Below are 4,464 nucleotides of genomic sequence, written 5' to 3'. Positions count from 1 at the left end.
ATCAAATCCATGGAACAGAACATCGCCGCGATGGAAAATGAGCGCAGCGCCATGCTGCAGGAAACGCAGGGCATGCTGTACGGCATGCTGGCTGAAATAAAGCAGATGGACAGGCGGATCGCTTCCATGGAAAAAGTGATCATCCCCTCGCTCCGCAAAGCCCTCGACGCCAACTTCGCGGCCTACCAGGAAAACCGCCTGCAGCTCCCCGTCGTAATCGACGCCTGGGAAGCGCTGACGATGAGCGAAACCGGGCTGCAGGACGAAAAATTAAAACGTTACGAAATGATCGTGGAATATGAAAAAGCGCTTTACCGTTAATATACTCCTCCTCACCGCCATGGCAGCTTTCGCCGCCTGCGGCACGGCTCCGGCAAGAAAGGTAGCCCCCGCCGCAGCGAACACCGATTCCCTGCCGCTGCTGTACCCGCGGCAACAAAGCAGGATCGTAGTGATGGAGGCCCCCGGCACCGTGCGCTACGACAGCCGCAACCGGGCCATCCTGCCCGCACGCGTGGCCGGAAGGATCGAAAAATTATACGTGAGATATAATTACCAGCCCGTCCGGAAAGGACAGCTCATCCTGGAAATCTATTCACCCGAACTGGTGGCCGCGCAACGGGAGATGCTGTCTGTCGGCAGCGACCGGAATATGGAAGCGCTGGCCGTCCGTAAGCTGGAGCTGATGGGCATGCCCGGGCCCCTGGTGCGCGAAGTCCTCCGTACCCGCCAGGTGCGCGTGACCATCCCGGTGTACAGCAACGCCGATGGGTACATCCTGGAAGAATCCGCTGTTGCTTCGGTGCCTTCGCCGGCGCCGGCTGCGGCCCCTGCCGGAGGAGACGATATGGGCAACATGGGCGCCGCCGCACCGATGGCAGCGCCCTCCGCCCCCGCTCCCACACAATCGCCTGTATTATTACGGGTAGGGCAATATGTGACCGCCGGGCAGAACCTTTTCTCCATTTACAAAACCGGCCGCATGGTCGCTGAATTCGCTTTGCCCGCCGGCATCGCCGCTGCAGCAGGGCCCGGCGCCCGCGTCCTCATCGGCGGCAACGGCATGAACGGGGAATTGCGCAATGGCAACATCCACCTGCTAGAACCCGTGTTCGCCAACGGCGAAAAGTTCAGCCGGGCCAGGGTGTACATCGACGGACAATCTTCCGCCGGCCAGCTCATCACCGCCTGGATACCCGTTCTCATCCGCGACAGCTGGTGGGTGCCCGCATCCGCCGTGATCCGGCTGGGGCAGGATAACGTGGTCTTCAAAAAGTCGGGGAACGGATACCAGGCGATACCTGTTCGCACCGGCATCCGGTGGGGCGGGATGGTGCAACTGGCGGAAGCCGTTTCCGGCATTGCCGCCAACGCCGCGTACATCGCCGACAGCGAAGGGTTTATTTGGCCGGAGGCCAGCATTTCATCATCACATCCATAACCGAAACATATGGAAAGAAGACATTTTCTCAGGTCCATCGCCGTAGCGGCTGCAGCGCCTGCCGTATTCCTCACCGCATGCGGGGAAACGGCGGAAAAAACGGCCGGCGCGCAGCAAACCTTCACCTGCCCCATGCACCCGCAGGTGATACAGAACGCGCCCGGCACCTGCCCCATCTGCGCGATGGATCTCGTGCCGTTCGATAAGAACAGCACCAGTACATCATTGCAGCTGATGGACAGCCAGGTGGACCTCGCCAACATCACCACGGCCACCGCAGGCGCCGGCATATTCACGCAAACGCGCAGCCTCAACGCGCGGCTCATGCCCGATCCGCAACGAACAGGCATCATCAGCGCCCGCATCGCCGGGCGTATCGATAAATTGTATGTCCGCGAAACAGGCGTCCGTATTCAAAAAGGGCAGGCTTTGTATGCCATCTATTCCGAAAACCTCGCCACGCTGCAATCCGAATACCTGCTGGCCGCCGCGCAAACAAAGCGCTTCCCGGAAGATGCGCGCTTCCGGCAGATCGCCGAAGGCGCCAGGACGAAGCTGGAACGCTACGGGCAAAGCGCTGCGGACATCGCGCAGCTGGACAAGGAAGGCGCGCCCCGGCCCCTGGTGACCTATCATGCGGAACAGGGCGGCCTGGTGACGGAATTGTCGGTCACCGAAGGGCAATACGTTTCCGAAGGCGGCACGTTGCTGCAGGTGGAAGATTACAGCCGGTTGTGGGTGGAAGCGGATATCTATCCTTCCGAAGCCGCTTTGCTGAAGGAAGGACAAACGTTGCAGGTAACGGTGCCGGGATGGGAAAACGAGCCCCTGAGCATGCAGGCCGAGTTCGTCTACCCCGCCATCCGGACCGGCAAGCAAACCCTCCAGCTCCGCGGCTCCATCGCCAACCCCAACGCGCGCTGGCAACCGGGCATGGCCGCCAACGTACTGCTGCCCGTCGCTTCGCGCAGCGAAACGCTGCAGGTACCCATCGACGCCGTGATCCGCGATGGCGCCGCCGCACACATCTGGATCGAAAAGCCAAAGAATACCTTCTCACCGCGCAAAGTGCGGACAGGACTGGAAACCAACCGCTCCATCGAAATCACGGAAGGACTGGCCGAAGGGGAAAAAGTGGTGGTTACCGGGGCATATTTGCTCTACAGCGAATTTGTCCTGAAAAGAGGAAAACAGCCCGTTTAAAAAATTTTCATCATATTCATCATTCAAAAAACACCTGAAATCATGAAACAATGGATCCTTCCCGCCGCATTAACCGTATTGGCAGCCTGCGGCGGCAACGCCACCCGGCAATCGGAAGAAAAGCAACCCGCAGCCGAAGCTACTGCGCCTGCGGCCACTCCTGCCGGCGTGGTGCTGAAGAACGACGCACTGAATGCCGTGTTTGAACATTACGAAAAACTGACCGAAGCCCTCGTGAAAGGCGATGCTTCCGCCGCGAAAGTTTCCGCCGCCGCCATCGAAACCGGAGCCGCCGCAGCCGATCCTTCCGGGAAATTGGCCGAAGCCGCAAAAACCATCGGCTCCGCCGCAGACATAAAAGCCCAGCGCGATGCCTTTTCAGCGTTAAACGATACTTTTATCGGACTGGTAAAAACATCCGGGCTGAGCAGCGGCGAACTGCATGTAGAATTCTGCCCGATGGCGCTGAACGACAAGGGCGCGCATTGGCTCAGCCGTTCCAAAGATATCCGCAACCCGTATTTCGGCGACGAAATGCTGACCTGCGGCACGGTGGAAGAAACCCTGCAATAAAGAGCCATGTTGATAGCCGGCGAGCCCGGCCCACTAAAGAAAGCCGGTCCCGGGACCGGCTCTTCTTTTTTACGGCTGTTTACAATAAAAAAACGGCGCATACAGTCATGCATGCGCCGTTTTTGGGGCCACCAACAATTGATAATCAATCATGTGGCAGCTTTGCCGGTCATTTCTATAGCTGTACCGATTTCCTTCGTTTCCAGCGTTTCGTTGTCTGCTCCCTCCTCGAACCAGTGCAAAGCAACCTCATTGTCTTCCTTCCTCACAAGGTAGAGATCTTTCCACGGCAGCGAAACGAGGAAGAGGTTGTCTTCTTCCAGCGAGACCGGGATGTCGTGGCTCCTGTAGCGGATGTGAAATGTGTTCATACCGCTACTGCTGCAATCACTGTGCCTGAATGCGGTACGATACGCCGAGTGTACAGTAAATATTATACATCGGGAAATCCATTCCCCGGAATTCGGAAGGGAAAACGGGCCGCAATCCCCAATTGAGGGTACCCATCACATTGATTTTTTTCCCAATGCTCCTTTCGGCCCCGCCTTGCAGCCCCACATCGAAACGGCGCATATCCGTCCCGAAATCGAATTCGGCTTCTTCCACGTTGACTTTTTCGCCGAGGGAGCCGCCGTTGCGGATGTAACCGTCGCTCACGTTGCCGTAGAAATTGGCGCTGAAAAGCCAGGCCATGTATCCACCCAAATGCAGCCGCCAGTTGGCGTTGGGCGTGTAGGTGGCGCTGATGGGGAAAGATACGTACGCGTTGCGGACGGTAGTCCTGTTTTTCCCCGTGAATGCGCCTTCGAACTCGCTTTTGCCCGAGCCGTCTTCCATAGTGATCATCGTGTGAAAATACATCACTTCGTCGGTGGTGGTCATCCCTTTATAATCGAGCTTGACGCCTACTGCGGCGCCCCATATTGCGGAATTCGCGGGCCGCCACGATAATTCGTAGCCCAGCGAGGGGCAGAATTCGGGGCGGTAGGAATTGATTTTCCGGATGGTGTTGGGAAGGCCCACAGGCGCGGTGCCGCCGATATTGAAGCCCGCCTGGATCCGGTGCTCCAGGTGCAGCTGCGCGTTTGCGCCGGAAGCAAGGCCGCAGAAGATGAATAGAAATATGATGCGAAGGTTCATGTGCTGATTTTACTGGATGATGGAAAGGCTGTCGACCAGCAACCTGCTGCCGATGGCGCCCCGGTACTGGTCGCCGTCTTTGCTCGAAGAGGCCACGATGGCCATCA

At 58.2% G+C, this 4,464-nt stretch carries 7 protein-coding genes; 4 read left to right on the top strand and 3 right to left on the bottom strand.

Features of this window, described 5'->3' with window-relative positions; translation table 11 throughout:
• The 4 genes from Q0510_RS07440 to Q0510_RS07425 form a co-directional block, all read left to right on the top strand.
• A partial coding sequence (locus Q0510_RS07440) for a hypothetical protein (protein ID WP_298709679.1) occupies positions 1-321 on the top strand: 321 nt, incomplete at its 5' end.
• Positions 299-1,441 (top strand): efflux RND transporter periplasmic adaptor subunit, encoded by a 1,143-nt coding sequence (locus tag Q0510_RS07435; protein WP_298709677.1) that lies wholly within the window; start codon positions 299-301, stop codon positions 1,439-1,441. The genes Q0510_RS07440 and Q0510_RS07435, both read left to right, overlap by 23 nt.
• Positions 1,442-1,450: 9 nt before the next feature.
• Positions 1,451-2,644 (top strand): efflux RND transporter periplasmic adaptor subunit, encoded by a 1,194-nt coding sequence (locus tag Q0510_RS07430; RefSeq protein WP_298709675.1) that lies wholly within the window; start codon positions 1,451-1,453, stop codon positions 2,642-2,644.
• 42 nt (positions 2,645-2,686) lie between these two features.
• Positions 2,687-3,217: a DUF3347 domain-containing protein gene (locus Q0510_RS07425; protein WP_298709673.1), complete on the top strand. Its 531-nt coding sequence runs from the start codon at positions 2,687-2,689 to the stop codon at positions 3,215-3,217.
• A 149-nt stretch (positions 3,218-3,366) separates the two neighbouring features.
• Here Q0510_RS07425 and Q0510_RS07420 read toward each other — a convergent pair whose 3' ends face one another.
• From Q0510_RS07420 to Q0510_RS24855, 3 genes are read right to left on the bottom strand one after another with little or no spacing between them, the layout of a single operon-like run.
• Positions 3,367-3,588 (bottom strand): hypothetical protein, encoded by a 222-nt coding sequence (locus Q0510_RS07420; protein WP_298709671.1) that lies wholly within the window; start codon positions 3,586-3,588, stop codon positions 3,367-3,369.
• 16 nt (positions 3,589-3,604) lie between these two features.
• Positions 3,605-4,357, bottom strand: coding sequence for a porin family protein (locus Q0510_RS07415; RefSeq protein ID WP_298709670.1), 753 nt, complete (start codon positions 4,355-4,357; stop codon positions 3,605-3,607).
• A 9-nt stretch (positions 4,358-4,366) separates the two neighbouring features.
• A complete protein-coding gene (locus tag Q0510_RS24855; protein ID WP_366940998.1) occupies positions 4,367-4,462 on the bottom strand; it encodes a PCMD domain-containing protein in 96 nt (31 codons plus the stop codon).
• Positions 4,463-4,464: the final 2 nt, after the last annotated feature.

It is taken from the genome of uncultured Chitinophaga sp. (genome assembly GCF_937874145.1).
Lineage (GTDB): Bacteria > Bacteroidota > Bacteroidia > Chitinophagales > Chitinophagaceae > Chitinophaga.
The sequence above is the reverse complement of the archived record's forward strand: the minus strand, read 5'-3'. Positions and strand labels throughout refer to the sequence as shown.